This window comes from Pseudoalteromonas sp. SR41-1, assembly GCF_014164015.1.
Taxonomy (GTDB): domain Bacteria; phylum Pseudomonadota; class Gammaproteobacteria; order Enterobacterales; family Alteromonadaceae; genus Pseudoalteromonas; species Pseudoalteromonas distincta.
This window is the reverse complement of record NZ_JACJEK010000013.1, coordinates 73,323-88,246: the sequence shown is the minus strand read 5'-3', so window position 1 is coordinate 88,246 and position 14,924 is coordinate 73,323. Positions and strand designations below refer to the sequence as shown.

Here is a 14,924-nt window from a genome sequence, read left to right as displayed (position 1 = left end):
GTATAATTGCCGAAAAAAGAGGATAACCATGCAGCAAACTCGCTATGAAAGAATCGAAGACGTACTTTCGCGCCGTCAAACAGACTTAACCGTGTGCTTAGAAGACGTGCATAAACACCATAACTTATCGGCAATAGTACGAAGTGCTGATGCGGTTGGTTGCCATCACGTACATGCTGTATGGCCTGAAAAGCAAAAATGGCTAACAAACAATACCTCAGGTGGTAGCAAAAATTGGCTAGAGACGCATCTGCATAGAAATATTGATGATGCCGTTACTGCAATGCGTGAGCGCAATCCAGAAATACAAATACTCGCAACTCATCTATCAGAAGATGCCGTTGATTTTAGAGAAGTAGATTACACCAAGCCAACGGCTATTATTGTTGGACAAGAAAAAACAGGGATCTCAGAAAAAGCCCTAGAATATGCCGATCAAAATATTATTATTCCAATGCAAGGCATGGTGCAATCACTAAATGTTTCAGTTGCTGCTGCGCTAATATTGTTTGAAGCACAGCGCCAACGCGAGCTGGCTGGTTTATATAATAGAGATATGTTGAGCGCCGAAGTTAAACATCCACTTTACTTTGAAGGCTGCCACCCTATTATCGCAAGGCAGTGTAAACAAAAAAAATTACCTTATCCTGCACTTGATGAAAACGGCGAAATAGTCGCTGACGAGCAATTTTGGCAAGCTTTAAAACATACTTGATGGACTAAAGCTCTGTAAGTACACTTAACTTATTCACAAATAATAAGATTGATATAATTTGTCTAAACCTAGCTTAAATCAATACCCAATTACAGAGCTCAAAGGGGTCGGCCCAAAAATGGCTGAGCGTTTGTTAAAGCTAGGTATTTTAACTGTGCAAGATATGCTTTTTCATTTGCCACTTCGCTATGAAGATCGCACTCGCTTATACGCGATTAATGAGTTGTCACTACATAGCCACGTGAGTGTTGAAGCAACAATTGAAACAAGCCAAATCACGTTTGGAAAAAGGCGCATGCTTGTTTGCCAAATCAATGATGGTACTGGCAGGCTAACACTACGATTTTTTAATTTTACCGCTGCACAAAAAAACGCATTTAGCGCTGGTAAAATAATACGTTGTTTTGGTGAAGTGCGCCGTGGCCGTGTTGGCTTTGAAATGAGTCATCCTGAATACAGCATCAGCGATACCTCTAACGAGCAGCCGGTAGCGACAACATTAACGCCCGTTTATTCAACAACCGAAGGCTTAAAGCAACTATCGATTAGAGCTTTAAGCGAACAGGCTATTGATTTACTAAATAAATACTCAGTAGAAGAACTACTGCCTTCACAGTGGCAGCCATCAAATATGCCGCTAAGTGACGCACTATTATTACTGCACCGCCCACCAAATAATGTTGATGTAGCTGCATTAGAGCAAGGTACTCACCCTGCTCAACAGCGCCTTGTATTTGAGGAGTTACTTGCTCAAAACCTCAGCTTATTAAAAGTGCGAGAGCAAGGGCAACAAGTTAAAGCCGTGGCATTAAATCCGGTAAACACATTAGAAAGCCAATTTTTAGAGCAACTTCCTTTTGCACCCACAAATGCGCAAAGCCGCGTAGTTGCTGAGATTAAAGGTGACATGCAACACGCGTATCCCATGATGCGTTTAGTACAAGGCGATGTAGGCTCAGGTAAAACCCTAGTAGCAGCACTTAGTGCACTAACAGCCATTGCGCAGGGCTTTCAAGTCGCTTTAATGGCTCCTACTGAAATTTTATCAGAGCAACATGGTGTTAATTTTACAACGTGGTTTAATCAACTAGGTATAACAGTTGCTTGGCTTGGCGGTAAAACAAAAGGCAAAGAGCGCGTAGCAACACTTGAAAAAATAGCCTCTGGTGAAGCGCAAATGATTGTAGGTACTCACGCTTTATTTCAAGATGAAGTTAAGTTTAATAACTTAGTGCTTATCGTTATTGATGAACAACACCGCTTTGGTGTCCACCAGCGTTTATCACTGCGTGAAAAAGGTAAGTTTGGTGATTGTTACCCTCATCAACTAGTCATGACCGCAACACCCATTCCACGTACACTCGCCATGACCGCCTATGCCGACTTAGAAACCTCTGTGATTGACGAGCTGCCACCTGGGCGTACGCCAATCACAACAGTGGCACTTCCTGATACTCGCAGAGACGATATTATTGCCCGCGTTAAATTAGCGTGTAACGAGCAAGGCCGCCAAGTTTATTGGGTGTGTACACTTATTGATGAATCTGAAGTACTGCAATGCCAAGCAGCGGAGGACAGCGCACTGCAGTTAAAAGAAGCATTACCAGAGCTAAACGTAGGCTTAGTACATGGGCGAATGAAATCAGCTGAAAAACAAGCCATTATGAGCGAGTTTAAGGCAGGTAATATACATGTTTTAGTTGCCACGACGGTTATTGAAGTTGGTGTAGATGTCCCTAATGCGAGCTTAATCATTATAGAAAACCCTGAGCGCTTAGGCTTAGCACAGCTGCATCAGTTACGTGGGCGAGTTGGCCGTGGCGCTACTGCATCGCATTGCGTGCTTTTATACCACGCACCACTGTCTCATACCGCTCAAAAGCGATTAGGTGTACTACGCGATAGTAACGATGGCTTTGTGATAGCAGAGCGCGATTTAGAAATTCGTGGCCCTGGTGAAGTACTCGGTACAAAACAAACAGGGTTAGCCGAGTTTAAAATTGCCGATCTTACCCGCGATAAGCACATCCTCAACCAAGTTAGACCGATTGCACAGCAAATGCTTAAGCAACACCCAGAGGTTGTTGACCCGCTAATTCAACGCTGGTTGGGTAATAAGCAAAATTACGCGCAAGCGTAACCACTCTATTTTCGATATTTTTGAGTTTACTAAGTTAATTTACTAAATTAGCTTACTAAGGATATAAAAAAGTCAGCTCTAAACAATATAGAGCTGACCTCTGATATCTCAATAGAGCAGCATAAAAGCGATTTTCGCCCTTTACTGCTCTTAGTTAAATTTAAGCTTTATTAAGCTCAAATATAAGCGATGTTTGCGGGAATGAAATTGGCATTTGTAAACCAAACTGCATTAGCGCTTCACCTGTAAATGTTTGACCATTTACCGCAGCAATAGAAGATGGGCGATACTCTTCAAATTTTACCGGCCACACTAAATTAAGTGTGTACTGCGCATCGGCATCTAGGCCAACAAAACGAAGCTTATTAGGCGCTGTACGCGGTGTTTCGCGAACGCTGTTATAGGCAAATAACGCTTTTGTTTTTTGCGCATCAATTAAACCAAAGTTAATTGATAAATCGTCGCTATCTAGGCGGTATAAATCGGCAGCATGAATAAACTCACGATGCTCTTTATGAAGTGCTATTGCCGCTTTAAGTGCATTGTATTCGTGATCGGTCAGTTCACGTGGGTCCATTTCGATTCCCATGTGGCCAAACATTGATACCGCAGCACGCATTTCAATACTTACATTACGCCCTGTGATATGACAATCGCGTGGGCCTACGTGTGCACCCATAACCGACGATGGGAAAAAGAAAGAACATCCACGCTGTATTTCAAGGCGATCTAGCGCATCGTTTGAATCTGACGTCCATACACGATCTGTGTGTGCAAGTACGCCGTAATCTACACGTGCACCACCTGACGAACAGCTTTCTATTTCAAGACCAGGGTGCGCCGCTTTAATACGGTCAATTAAACGATAAAGTGCCAATGTTTGCTGATGCACAGCAGGCTTGCCATCAAAATTACCCGCATGGTTAATATCGCGGTTCATATCCCATTTAATGTACTTAATAGTTGGGTATTCAACTAAAATATCGTCAATCGCTTTGTATAGGTACTCAACAACCTCAGAGCGCGTTAAATCAAGTACTAGCTGATTTCTAAAGCTTAACTGCTCGTTATTTTCTGAGCCTAAAACCCAATCAGGATGCGCGCGGTATAAATCACTATCTGGGTTAACCATTTCTGGTTCAAACCAAATACCAAACTCCATACCTAAGCTATTAACATGATCAATGACTGGCGATAAACCATCAGGGTAAATTTTGTAATCTACTGTCCAATCACCTAAGCCTGCATTGTCGCCACGGCGGCCTTTAAACCAGCCATCATCAAGTACAAAACGCTCAATACCTAACGGCGCTACTTTGTCGGCTAGTTGCTTAAGCGTGTCTACGTCGTGATCAAAGTAAATACCTTCCCACGTGTTGTAATGCACAGGGCGCGCTTTTTCACGTTGAGCTTGGCTAAGTAAATTAGCTTTAACAAAACGATGGAAATTACGAGAAAGCGCACTAAAACCTTCACTTGAAAACGAGCCATAAATGCTCGGGCTTTGATACGTTTGACCTTTAGCAAGCGTAAGCTCACCAGGAAGTAATAGCTCACCCATTTGTACATAACGACGACCTTCAGCTAAAAGCTCTGCGCGTAGTTTATTGTTGCCGCTCCAACCTAAATGAAAGCCGTAACATTCGCCGTGTTGCTCGCCTGCATTTTCGTTATGCACTAATAAACCAGGAAACACATCGTGTGATGTTTTGCCTTTACGGTTTTCGCGTACAAAACTCCCAAGCACTAAATCAACAGATTGACGTTGGAATTCGTTTGACCAACGACCTTCAAAGCTCACTATTTTGCTTACGCTATCTGGCAATTGAAATGTTGGCGCGGCGCAAAAATTAACGCTCAGTGGTGAGTCACCTAAATTAGTTAATACAGTATGTGCACTTAGTACGTCACTGTTGTTGTCAAGCGTAATGCTGTGCACGACTTCAATACCACGAAGCTTATCTACACTTACAAACTCAACAGTCGCACTTGAAGGCTGACGCACTTCTTGAAGCTCTGGCCCAACTGACCATGCGATTGAATCATTTACTAGCTCAAGCCCTGGCGCGCCAGTAAAGCCTTCGCCTAATAAAGGAGATAGAGAAATAGGCGCTTCTTCAACCACGGCACATTTTACCTCTTGACGGGTAGCAAGCTGAGTAAGCATTGTTTCTGTTGTTTGCTCAGATAGGCGTTTACCAAAGTACAGTAACGCCGGTGTTTTGCTCTGGCAGTCGAAAATAACGGTGCTGTTTACACTGTCTAATCGATAAAATGATTTAGTGTCGGCCATGATTTTCCTATCCTCTTGTTCATTGTGTGAGTTATAAATATAACGAAAATTAGTAAGCTACACTATTTACTAAATGTATCTCTTTGCTTGAGCCACAATCTATCAGATGGTGACACTCAATAATAATAGTATATATCATACAAATTAGGTTTTGATAGTCTTTACATCGCAAATAGTCAGATAAACTCACTGGAAGTACCACTGTAATAAAAGTTATTAAACTAACCTTTACTTTAAAATTCTGTTATTGCTTTTAATATATATAAAAAATCGGCCAGAGTTGCCCCATGACCGATTTTGTCAGCTTAAACTATTTACAATCTATTTTTGTACTTGTACTTGTCCTGCGTCATCAAGTGCCGGTGTTTTACCTGCCCACTGCGCATTCAAACCAAATACCACTTTATTTACTATCAATGCAAAAGCTACACATACAATCAGTGTAATTGGCATTAAATGAATGTAATGAATGTCAGTATGTAGTGGTGAGTTTGCAAACGTAAGCATGCCGTACATTACAACACCTAAAATTACTGCTGCAATACCTGCACGTGCATCAACATTTTTAAATAATAAGCCCACTACAAAAATTGAGAATATAGGCATACTTAATAAGCCGTTTAATTGCTGTAGCAAGTTAATAATACTGTCTGCTTGCTGGTAAATTGGTACAAGTACCAGTGTTAAGCTTGTTAGTAGCAATGTTACGTAACCGCTTAGCTTTACAACACTTGGCTCTTTATTAAAGTAAGCTTCGTGAATGTCACACACGTATAGTGCTGTAGCTGAATTTAATAAGCTGTTGTAAGTAGAGAGTACAGCGGCTGCCATTGCCGCTGCAAACACACCGGTTAACCATGCTGGCATTACATCACCTACAATTCGACCATAAGCAGCGTCGCCAATATCGCCGTAAAGTTTAAACGAAATGATACCCGGTAATACCACAATGGCAGGGACGATTAAAAAACGAATTCCCGCTGCGGCAAATATACCTTTTTGCGCTTCTTTAACATTAGGAGCAGCCATGGCTCGTTGCGTAATTGTTTGGTTAGTACCCCAGTAATACATTTGAATAAAGATCATACCGGTTAAAAGTGTTGGCCATGGAATAGGTGAATCAGCATCGCCGATGAGTGTTAAGCGCTCCTCAGGAATACCCGTAAAGTCATAATCAATCGCATTTAGTGCTAAAAACACCACTAAAACAGCCATACCCAGTACCAGTAAGCCGTTATAAGTATCAGACACTGCAACTGCACGTAGACCACCAAAAAACGCATAAATAGCACCTACAATGGCAAATGCGGTGGCAATATACATTAGCGGAATATCAACCTTAAACATGGTTTGCATAAACAGCGCACCTGAGTAAATTACCGCTGGCATGTAAATAAGTGCATTACCTAAAAAGAATAATCCCCCAATAACAGCGCGAATATGTTTGTTGTTATAGCGCTTTTCTAAAAGCTCTGTGGTCGTTGTACAGTTGTATTTATAATAAACAGGAATAAACACTTTGGCTAAAATAATTAAGCCAATAATCGCCGCAAGCTCCCACCAAACAAGCAAAGCCATTTGGTTACCATTCATACCCACTAGTTGGTCGGTACTTAAGTTAGTAAGTGTTATTGAACCTGCAACAAACATCCAAGTAAGGCCACCGCCCGCTAAAAAATACTCTTTGGTTTGGCTTTGTCCGTTATTACGATTTTGGCCTCGGCATTTCCAATAAGTAAGGCCACCAATTAAAGCGGTGACAAAAACAAAAACCACCAGCTGTAAAATGTTATCTGACATGTGTGTGTCTCCTACGCGTTACGCGCAATGTCTGTGTAATAAAAAAGTGCACGCTACAGCGCGTGCGCATCTCGACTTAGTTCTAACTTAATTTGCTTTAAAGGCATAAGTTCGGGACGTTGGTTGTTCAGCTTTACCAATGCATTTAACTGAAACAGTGAAATAAGCATACTGTTAAGCACACTTAGGTAACCTTGCTTGTGTAAGTTTGCAACGGTATCGCTATCTAAAGTTTGCAGTTTGTCTTCATCAACGGTGCTCAAACCTTGAATAGTTTGGGTTTCGCCTTGTTCAAACTGCAATACAATATCTATGTTTTTAATAAGCCCTAAGCGCGCTACTTCTTGGGTAAATTGATACGTTTGATAATCATTTTTTAAATCGCTCTCAAGTAGCTTTTGCTGTGAATTTAAAAATAAGCTTGGCTTACCTTTAGCATCAAATAGTGCCTCGCCTTGCTGCGTATTTACGGCTGAGCTTTGATCATCAATCGCAATAAAGTAGTCGCTGCTATTTGCTTCACGGGTCATTAAATAAAGAGGGTGAGTTTGTATACATACCGGTGTGTAAAGCGCCTGCCACTGGTGGTTATTAACCAATAAACTTTGCCCAGCACTAAAGCTTGTTAAACCCGATACGGTATAACTGCCGTTTTGCGCATTTCGTGCTAAAAATATAGGTAAGTCGCATGCAGCTTTTGCCACTTCGTTAGCTCTTAAATTAACTAAATGCTGCGTTTTTGCATATTCAATACCTGCATTAGGGTTAATTTTTAATGTTTGGTGTTTGGTGTTTACTAGTTCACTAATAGCCATAGTTACACATCCTTAAACTGGGTTAGCCGCTAACCACTGCTCAATATAAGCGCGGTGTGGCGGCAAAGTTTGCAACATCTGCTGTGTAAGCTGGCTGTTACGTTCAATTACTTGTTTGGCTTGCGCGTCTTGTGAATACAAATAAGCCTGTTTAGTAAAGTCTGGTTTGAAGCCCATACCATATAAAACGTACTGGTAGCTGGCGGCTGGGAATAACTCTAATGCGCCATGAAAATCTTGGATAAGCGGGCCACGGCTTCCCCAAAGCAGTAAATCTTCTTGCAGGGTTTGTGGAATAGTGTCCGGATGTACATGTGCTTGCCAGTAAGGTTCTGGGCGCTTGGTTAACATGTAATGCAGCTTTAAAAAGTCGATAATGCGCTGCCAGCGGTAGTCCATTTGCTCGTTAAAGCGTTTAGCTACAATAGGCATTACTTGTGTATCTGCTGGCATATGCTCTGCTACAAAGCGTGCTGAAATTTCAGCAAGCATAATAGCGGTTGCTTCAAGCGGCTCTACAAACCCTGCTGACATACCCACTGCAACACAGTTTTTATGCCAAAACTTCTCACGGTAGCCCGACTCAAAGCTAATTTTACGGGCAGTTAAACCGTTTGCTGCATCGCCTAAATAGTTTCGTAAGTTTTGCTCTGCTTCATCGTCTGATAAAAATTTGCTTGAATATACATGCCCTACACCACGGCGATGCGTTAAACCTATATCCCAAATCCATCCAGCGTTTTGCGCTGTTGCTATGGTATGGCTGGCTAAGGAGTCATCGTTTTCATCGTAAGGGACTTGCATCGCCAGTGCGCTGTCGTTAAATAGCACGTGGTCCATTTTTTTAAACGGTACGTTGAGCGCTTGGCCTAATAACAATGATGAAAAACCAGTACAGTCTATAAATAAATCGGCGCTTATAATGCGGGTTTGATCTTTTAGAGTAAGCTCATTTATTGCACCATCGTCATCAAGTTTTACCTGATCAACAGTACCAATAATATGCTCTACACCAAGCTTACTTTTGCAATGTTGTTTAAGCATTTCTGCAAAAGCGCCGGCATCTAAGTGATAAGCGTAATTACAGTTACCTTGATATTCACCTTGCGCTATACCTCTTGGGGCTAAGCTTGCCTCGCAAATATCATGTTGAAAATTAGTTTGCTGTGCAAAGTCTTCAACATTATCTAAATAAGGGGCTAAATCTATGCGGCCGTAGCCTAGCGGTACAGTAAATGGATGGTAGTAAAAGTCGTTGTTGCCGTGCGTCCAATTTACAAATTTACCACCTTGCTTAAAGGTAGCGTTACAGGCTTTAAATACATCAACTTCACGCAAACCTATTTGCTGAAGTGTGTTTTTCATCGTGGGCCAGGTACCTTCACCTACACCAATTGTTGGAATATCTGACGATTCAACCAACATCACTTTTAAGCCATCACCATTTTTACCTTGGTGATACGAAGCTATAATTGCAGCGCTCAACCATCCTGCTGTGCCGCCACCAATTACTGCGATTGTTTTTATTGTTTTATTCATAATGGACTACTCTTTGAGTATCTTTGATAACGTTTTATACAACAAATGCCCGGTAGGGCATTTGGATTTAATGTGGCTTCATTTTAGCCAATTAGGTTAACTAATATACATTACTGTTAAATTAACCTAATTGGTATTAGCACTAATGTACTGCAATGAAACAAGAGGCGAGAAGTTCGCCTCAAACATTAATTAAAACGATCCGCGAATACCAAACGCGTAACGTGAGCCATTATCTTCCACTGAATAAATTTGGTTAGCAAAACGACCTGTTTGTACTAACTCTTCTTCAGTGATATTGATGCCTTCTGCAAAAATAGTGAAGTTTTCGTTAATATCGTAGCTTGCACTAATATCCCACTGGCCGTACGTTTCTACGTTCACTGGTTCACCATTGAAGCCGTTATCAACTAAGCGTAAAAAGCCTTCACGGTTGTTAAATGCAACACGTGCTTGCCAGTTGTCTTGCTCATAAAACAATACTAAGTTTTGTGAATCGCCCAAACCTTCAAGTGCAAATGTTTGAGTTGTATCATCACCTACACTAATGTCGCTATTCACAACAGTCGCATTAGCGATAAAACCAAAGCCATTTTCAAACATGTGAGTAACACCCACTTCGAAGCCGGTTACAGTTGCAGACTCACCATTTTGAGGACGGCTTACAGTGTAAACTTCTGAGCTACCAATAAGTTCGTCATCTGTTTGGTCTGTACATGTAGTACACGCAAAATCAGGTCCTGAACGGTCAGACATTTCGTATGTTTCTGCACCTGTTAACGTAACAATAAAGTCGTCAACTTCTTTACTAAATACTGCAAAGCTAAATAAGTTAGCATCGTTGTAGTACCACTCGTAAGAGATATCCCAGTTTTCTGATTGGAATGGTTTAAGTGCTGGATTGCCACCACTTGCCGTTAAGTTTTGACGACGTGGTTCGTTAAAGTTTGTCGCAGGAGATAACTGAGACATAGTTGGACGAGTAATACTATCGTACGCGGCAAAACGTAAAATCATATTATCTTGTAGCTCAAGCTTAACGTTGAAAGACGGTAGTAAGTTTGAGTAGCTAGTACCCTGTTCAATATTAGTCGCAGGGCCAAATACGTTAGCAAACAATGTCGCATCTGAAGTTGGAACTACATCGCTAATAAAGCTTTGTATTGCAGCAACTTCAATATCAGTTTCTGAGTAACGAGCACCCATATTAACGGTTACTGGCATATCAGCTAAATCAAAACCAAGCGTAAAGTCCATGTATAAACTAGTGATGTCTTCGTTAATTGTGTAACGGTTATTTTGTAGCGTTGGCTCTACTGGGAAACCTTGATCGGCTAAGTAATCAAGCATTTTATCGCCATCGTAGCTATAAAATGTATCGATCAAACCAGGGAAGTAATTACTCGCTGTGTATGCTTCAAAATCAATTTCATCAAGCGGTGCTTGTGTACCGTAACCACAAAATTGACATTGGCTACCAAAAATTTGGAAGCTAGATTTTTCACGCTCTTGGCGATAAGCACCAAAGTTAATACGCTCTACTGGGCCTTTATCTGGCACGTATTCAAAATCGGCTTTTACTTCAGTGATTTCATCTTCATCAGTAAATTGGTTACCAATTTCGTTGTAGTGAAGACGCGCTAGGCTTGGATCTGGCAATGAACCATTTTCAAAGCCATCATGCTGTACGGTAGGAATGCTGCCTGTACCATCAAAAGTATAGCTGTTAATAATACCCACTACGTTAAAACGATCATTACCTGCACGGTCGTTTTCAGCTGTTGAGCGAGATACATCAAATTTTGCTTTTAGTGACTCGTTTACTTGCCAGTCAACATTAATACCAAATGCTTTATTAGTTACATCACGTGAGTTACGTGTATGTGATACAAAGTCACTTGCAGGGTCGCCACTTGGCGCGCCTAAGCCAACTTCTTGAGAGAAAGTTAAAAGCGTACCCGTTTCAGCATCAATTGTTGCGCTGCCTACACGGTCTGGTTCGAACCAAGATGCTAAATCACGCACTGACGAATCAACTTCAAATTTTGAAATCATTCCATCAACCGTAATCGTAACATCGTCAGATGGTGCATATTGAAGTACTAAACTTGCGTTTGTACGTTCACGGTCTTGCTCATCAACTACTTGGTCCCAGTTACGTGGAATGTAGGCATTTTCAAACAATACACCATCAGTTGGGTTAGATATTGTTTGGCCACCGCGCCAACCTGCCGTTAAAATTTGGTTATTTTGAAGTTTACGTTGTTGATTAGTGATGGCAAAAAGCACACCTAGCTTGTCATCGTTAAACGTATTACTTATTAAGAATGATGTTGATGGAGATACTTCTTCAGAAAGGCTTTCGTACATACCTTTAACTGAACCTAAAATATGTAAACCACCAAAATCAAAAGGGCGTGCTGTAGTTACGTTAACCGTACCACCAATGCCGCCTTCTTGAAGCGTTGCAGTATTACTTTTATAAATATCAGCACCGGTGATTTGATCTGCTGCTAATACATCAAAATTAAATTCACGACCTGCACTGTCTGTCGCAATTTGACGACCATTAACAAGTACAGTATTAAATTGTGGACCAAAACCACGAATAGTTACCGCTTGGCCTTCACCACCACTACGGTCAATTGCTACACCTGTAATACGTTGCAGAGACTCTGCTACGTTTAAATCAGGAAATTTACCAAGATCTTCTGCTTTAATCCCGTCTGTAACAACATTAGATGCTTTTTTATCTAACATTGATGAACGTAAGCTGCTGCGGATACCCGTTACTGCGATAACTTCAACATCTTCATTTACTACTGTAGGCGTATTGCCTTCAGCGCCTTGAGCTGCAACGCTTCCGCTTGCCAATATACCAGTGATAGCAATACTGAGCGCGGTTTTCTTGTTGAACGATAACTTATTGTTAATTACCATTTTTTAAAAACTCCTGATTGTGTGTAGTCGTTGTGTCGTTGTGGTAGTGCGTATAGTTTCAAATACTATTTATATTATAAATACTTTAAACCGGCAAAAAGTGCAACCTTTTCCTTAATTATGGATAGCATTCAATTACCGTATATTTTCTTTTGATTTTCTTTTAATTAACATTAAAGAACTGTATTCACTCAGAAAAAGCGTAAATAATAACCTGTTCGTATTTCTCTGCTGGCAATAAATTAGCCTTTGGAAAATTTTCACGATTTGGCGCATCTGGCCAATTTTGCGCTTCAAAACACAAAGCTTGCCGTGCTTTAAAAGGCGAACCAACAAAGTTTGCGGTATAAAGCTGCATGCCTGGCTGCGTACTTTTAAGGGTTAAACTAACGTTCGTGTGTGGCGAAGTTAATGTAGCCATCGTCTTTAAACTGCTGTCATCATTAAAAATATAGCAGTGATCAAAGCCATTTCCAGCTTCTAGCTGAGGATGAACGGCGCTTAAGGCCTCACCAACTTGAGCTGGCTTAGTAAAGTCAAAGCAGGTACCGCAAACTAAAGCGGCTTCATTAAGTGGAATACTAGTTGTATCAATAGGAAGGTAACGATCGGTATTAATTTGAACAAGATGCTCATTAATTGATGAGCTGCCATCAAGATTAAAGTAGCAATGGTTAGTAAAGTTAACGAGCGTTTCTTTATTGGTTAGCGCTTTAAAGTGCAGAGTAAGCTCGCCGTTTTTAGCGCTAATAGTTTGCCAAACCTGCAACTCACCGGGGAAACCTTGTTCGCCGTCGGGCGAGCAATAATAAAGCTCAACTTCACTTTCAGTTTGTTTGGTTACTTGCCAAAGTACTTTATTAAAACCTTTAACACCGCCATGTAGGCTATTAGGACCGTTATTTGCCTCTAGTTGATACTGCGTACCAGATAAGTTAAAACGCCCCTTTGCAATACGATTAGCGTATCGACCTACTGTAGCGCCTAAGTAAAATGGGTTTTCAAGATAGTATTGAGGGTCATTGACGCTAAGCGTCATTTCTTGTTTTTTAAATTTAATGCTTTTTATTATTGCGCCAAACGGCAAAATTTCAGCTGCTAAATTCTCACCATCACTGAGCTGAATAACTTGTAAAGGCTGGTTACTGGTAATAGATGTCACACGCATACTCCAATCAAATTACCGAATTAACATTTCCTGTTATAACGGCGCAACAATATATAATATAAATAGTATATAATTGAAGCCTGCAACTCAATCTAAATACGTTAAAATTTCTCGACAAAAATTTATACCTCTTCACTTAATTAAGTGATCTATTTTGAGGAAAGAAAATCGTGTTGATAACAAGGCAAAAATTTCGTTATTTAGTTGTTCTATATCAGAAATTTTTAACGCAGTTATCGTCAGATTTAATCCCTCAAATTGATTAAGTATTATTGAGGATAGGTATTACAGCTGCCATTATTTATTTACACTAATCCAGCTCAGCATGAGCTTATATAAAATATAAGCTTTGTAAGGTTAACTCCCTTGGTAAATATGCTCGTTAAGCGCCGCTTTTTCGTCAATGCTAAGCGCTTGCTTTGATTTAGCAATAAAATCGTACCTCACCATCACAGCTTTTCCTATTGCGCAGCATTTATCGTGTTGCCATGCTTCTTGCCTAAGTGTAAAAGAGCTAGTGCCTATATGCTCTACAGAGGTTTTTACGGTCACGTCGTGGCCATAAAATAATTCGCCCACAAACGACACTTCAACTTTGGCGATAATCAATTTCCAATCATGTGGATTTAAGTCCGGTGTAAAAAACTTAAAAATAGGTCCACGCGCGACTTCAAACCATACAGGGAGTACGGTATTGTTGATGTGTCCGAGTGCATCTGTTTCGCTAAAGCGCGGCATCACTTTTTCAATAAACATAAAAATCCAATAATAATTATATAAAGGTAAACCATGACGGACTTTATACGCGTTATTAATAACGCATTAAGCGATGAGTTTTGCGATGAATTTATTTCCACATTCGCGCAAAGCCCGCATGTAAGACAAGGGGTAACATCGGGCGGTGTCGACTTAAAGAAAAAAGACAGCCACGACCTACACTTAAATAATCACCCCGAATATGCACAACAATTAAAACATATACAACAAACGACTGCACAGCATGTTTTTAAGTATGTTGAAGAGCATATTTTTATGATGATTGGGGCATTTGGCTTAAAGGTTTATCATCCAAAAACAGGCGAAGTAGTCGATTTAACCCAAGAGAATTTTGAAGAAGTGGGTAAACCGCAATTACCCGTTTTAGTTCAGCAAATTTTTAGACTCGGTAACATTCAAGCGCAAAAATACGAAGTAAACAAAGGTGGCTACCCTTACTGGCACAGTGAAGTTTATCCGCAGCTACAGCACAATGAAGCTTTGCATCGCGTGTTGTTATTTATGTTTTACTTAAACGATGTAGAGGAAGGTGGTGAAACAGAGTTTTATTATCAAAACCGTAAAATAGCCCCTCAAAAAGGCACTATGGTAATAGCACCTGGCTACTTTACACATACTCATAGAGGCAATAAGCCAGTATCAAACGATAAGTATATTTTAACCTCGTGGGTATTGTTTAACCGTGCAGAACAAATATATGGTGCGCCTAAGAGTTAGCGCACCAAAATAAGTATTAT

Annotated in this window: 10 protein-coding genes; 3 read left to right on the top strand and 7 right to left on the bottom strand. The window is 40.6% G+C overall.

The features are described from left to right. Positions 1 to 28: 28 nt before the first annotated feature. Complete coding sequence (trmH, locus tag H5118_RS12765; protein ID WP_182749039.1) at positions 29 to 715, top strand: tRNA (guanosine(18)-2'-O)-methyltransferase TrmH; 687 nt, start codon at positions 29 to 31, stop codon at positions 713 to 715. Between the two features lie 58 nt (positions 716 to 773). Beyond that, the gene (recG, locus tag H5118_RS12760; RefSeq protein ID WP_182712474.1) at positions 774 to 2,855 is read left to right on the top strand and encodes an ATP-dependent DNA helicase RecG; all 2,082 of its coding nucleotides are present in this window, start codon (positions 774 to 776) and stop codon (positions 2,853 to 2,855) included. Positions 2,856 to 3,015: 160 nt separating this feature from the next. Here the strand turns inward: recG and H5118_RS12755 are convergent, their stop codons facing one another. The 7 genes from H5118_RS12755 to H5118_RS12725 all read right to left on the bottom strand — a co-directional run bounded on the left by H5118_RS12755 (position 3,016) and on the right by H5118_RS12725 (position 14,166). Next, positions 3,016 to 5,148: an alpha-galactosidase gene (locus H5118_RS12755; protein WP_024595829.1), complete on the bottom strand. Its 2,133-nt coding sequence runs from the start codon at positions 5,146 to 5,148 to the stop codon at positions 3,016 to 3,018. Between the two features lie 321 nt (positions 5,149 to 5,469). Then, positions 5,470 to 6,948 (bottom strand): SLC5 family protein, encoded by a 1,479-nt coding sequence (locus tag H5118_RS12750; protein ID WP_002958818.1) that lies wholly within the window; start codon positions 6,946 to 6,948, stop codon positions 5,470 to 5,472. Positions 6,949 to 7,001: 53 nt separating this feature from the next. Beyond that, on the bottom strand, positions 7,002 to 7,763 hold the full coding sequence (locus H5118_RS12745; protein ID WP_182749037.1) for a SapC family protein: 762 nt from the start codon (positions 7,761 to 7,763) through the stop codon (positions 7,002 to 7,004). Between the two features lie 12 nt (positions 7,764 to 7,775). Next, a complete protein-coding gene (locus H5118_RS12740) occupies positions 7,776 to 9,302 on the bottom strand; it encodes a tryptophan halogenase family protein (protein ID WP_182749035.1) in 1,527 nt (508 codons plus the stop codon). 192 nt (positions 9,303 to 9,494) lie between these two features. Then, positions 9,495 to 12,242 (bottom strand): TonB-dependent receptor, encoded by a 2,748-nt coding sequence (locus H5118_RS12735; protein ID WP_182692448.1) that lies wholly within the window; start codon positions 12,240 to 12,242, stop codon positions 9,495 to 9,497. Positions 12,243 to 12,429: 187 nt separating this feature from the next. Further along, the gene (locus tag H5118_RS12730; RefSeq protein WP_220497257.1) at positions 12,430 to 13,410 is read right to left on the bottom strand and encodes an aldose epimerase family protein; all 981 of its coding nucleotides are present in this window, start codon (positions 13,408 to 13,410) and stop codon (positions 12,430 to 12,432) included. 357 nt (positions 13,411 to 13,767) lie between these two features. Continuing rightward, positions 13,768 to 14,166: a thioesterase family protein gene (locus H5118_RS12725; protein ID WP_182749033.1), complete on the bottom strand. Its 399-nt coding sequence runs from the start codon at positions 14,164 to 14,166 to the stop codon at positions 13,768 to 13,770. 33 nt (positions 14,167 to 14,199) lie between these two features. On the opposite strand from H5118_RS12725, the gene H5118_RS12720 reads away from it, so the two are divergent. After that, positions 14,200 to 14,904 (top strand): 2OG-Fe(II) oxygenase, encoded by a 705-nt coding sequence (locus tag H5118_RS12720; protein ID WP_182720176.1) that lies wholly within the window; start codon positions 14,200 to 14,202, stop codon positions 14,902 to 14,904. Positions 14,905 to 14,924 lie beyond the last annotated feature (20 nt).

Bases quoted from the DNA above. Each gene is read 5' to 3' on its own strand.
- H5118_RS12735 (WP_182692448.1), bottom strand. From the start codon at position 12,242: ATGGTAATTAACAATAAGTTATCGTTCAACAAGAAAACCGCGCTCAGT.
- H5118_RS12755 (WP_024595829.1), bottom strand. From the start codon at position 5,148: ATGGCCGACACTAAATCATTTTATCGATTAGACAGTGTAAACAGCACC.
- H5118_RS12725 (WP_182749033.1), bottom strand. From the start codon at position 14,166: ATGTTTATTGAAAAAGTGATGCCGCGCTTTAGCGAAACAGATGCACTC.
- H5118_RS12745 (WP_182749037.1), bottom strand. From the start codon at position 7,763: ATGGCTATTAGTGAACTAGTAAACACCAAACACCAAACATTAAAAATT.
- H5118_RS12750 (WP_002958818.1), bottom strand. From the start codon at position 6,948: ATGTCAGATAACATTTTACAGCTGGTGGTTTTTGTTTTTGTCACCGCT.
- H5118_RS12730 (WP_220497257.1), bottom strand. From the start codon at position 13,410: ATGCGTGTGACATCTATTACCAGTAACCAGCCTTTACAAGTTATTCAG.
- H5118_RS12720 (WP_182720176.1), top strand. From the start codon at position 14,200: ATGACGGACTTTATACGCGTTATTAATAACGCATTAAGCGATGAGTTT.
- trmH (WP_182749039.1), top strand. From the start codon at position 29: ATGCAGCAAACTCGCTATGAAAGAATCGAAGACGTACTTTCGCGCCGT.
- H5118_RS12740 (WP_182749035.1), bottom strand. From the start codon at position 9,302: ATGAATAAAACAATAAAAACAATCGCAGTAATTGGTGGCGGCACAGCA.